Source organism: Pseudomonas sp. 10-1B (assembly GCF_000935045.1).
GTDB lineage: Bacteria > Pseudomonadota > Gammaproteobacteria > Pseudomonadales > Pseudomonadaceae > Aquipseudomonas.
On sequence record NZ_JYKS01000016.1, the window covers coordinates 1 to 1,182 of the forward strand.

Here is a 1,182-nt window from a genome sequence, read left to right on the forward strand (position 1 = left end):
CTAGTGTGGTGTTTCACAAATACCGCTGAAAATCATTTGCCCAGCGCTCGCGCCGCGCGAGCGACTGAGGCAAGGATGTCCTCGGCCTTCTTGTGCCACCGAAATGGCTTCGGGTTCTGGTTGTAGGTTTCCAGGTAGTACTCGATCGACGCCTCCAGATCCTTAACGCTGACATGTGCCTGCCGCTTGATCCACTTCTCGCTCAGCGTTGAGAAAAACCGCTCAACCAGATTCAGCCAAGATGCCGAGGTCGGCGTGAAGTGGATGTTGTAGCGCGGTCGCGCTGCAAGCCACGCCCTGACTTTGTCGGTCTTGTGAGTCGCGTAATTGTCCATGATCAGATGGATCGGCATATCGGCAGGCACTGACACATCGATCTCCCTTAGGAAGGCGAGAAACTCGGTACTGCGATGTTGTCGTTTGAGTCGGCCAATCACCTCACCGGTTGCCACATCCAGGGCTGCGAACAGCGAGGTCGTTCCGTGTCGTTTGTAGTCATGTGTGCGGGTTGCTGGGTTACCTAGGGAAAGCGGTAGGCCCGGCTGTGTGCGGTTCAGCGCTTGGATCTGGCTCTTCTCATCAACGCAAAGCACCAAGGCTCGTTCGGGTGGGTTCAAGTAGAGCCCAACGATGTCGTGAACCTTGTCGACAAACAACGGATCAGTGGAAAGCTTGAAGGTCTTTTCCAAGTGCGGCTTGATCCCGAACGCGTGCCAGATGCGCATCACGCTTGCAGGAGACAGGCCCGTCTCACGACTCATCCGTCGCGTGCTCCAATGACTGGAGTCGTCGGGCTTACCTTGCAGCACTTGGTTTACCACTTGCTGAACTTGCTCATCGGAAATAGTGCGAGGCCGGCCAGAGCGCGGTTCATCGTTCAGCCCCAGCAGCCCCAACTTAGAGAAGCGCTGACGCCACCGCGAAACCACATCCTTGCTCGTGCCTAAGCGCTGAGCGATGTCATTGCCTGATTCGCCTGCGGCACAGCCGAGAATTATCTCTGCGCGCAGGCGGGCATCCTGAGCGCCTTTGCGAAGTTTGATCCGGCGTAGCAGTTCCGACTTTTCAGTTTCGGAAAGGGTAATGACGGTTGCTGGTCGGCCCATGTCGATGCCCTTGGAGAGTTGGCTTCTACAGAGCCTAGCTCAGATTTTCAGCGGTATTTGTGAAACACCACACTAG

The 1,182-nt window shown here is 56.2% G+C and carries 1 protein-coding gene; it reads right to left on the reverse strand.

Annotated elements, in window-relative coordinates:
- Positions 1 to 32: 32 nt before the first annotated feature.
- Positions 33 to 1,106: an IS630 family transposase gene (locus TZ03_RS11865; RefSeq protein WP_051097796.1), complete on the reverse strand. Its 1,074-nt coding sequence runs from the start codon at positions 1,104 to 1,106 to the stop codon at positions 33 to 35.
- Between the last annotated feature and the right edge of the window lie 76 nt (positions 1,107 to 1,182).

Bases quoted from the DNA above. Each gene is read 5' to 3' on its own strand.
- TZ03_RS11865 (WP_051097796.1), bottom strand. From the start codon at position 1,106: ATGGGCCGACCAGCAACCGTCATTACCCTTTCCGAAACTGAAAAGTCG.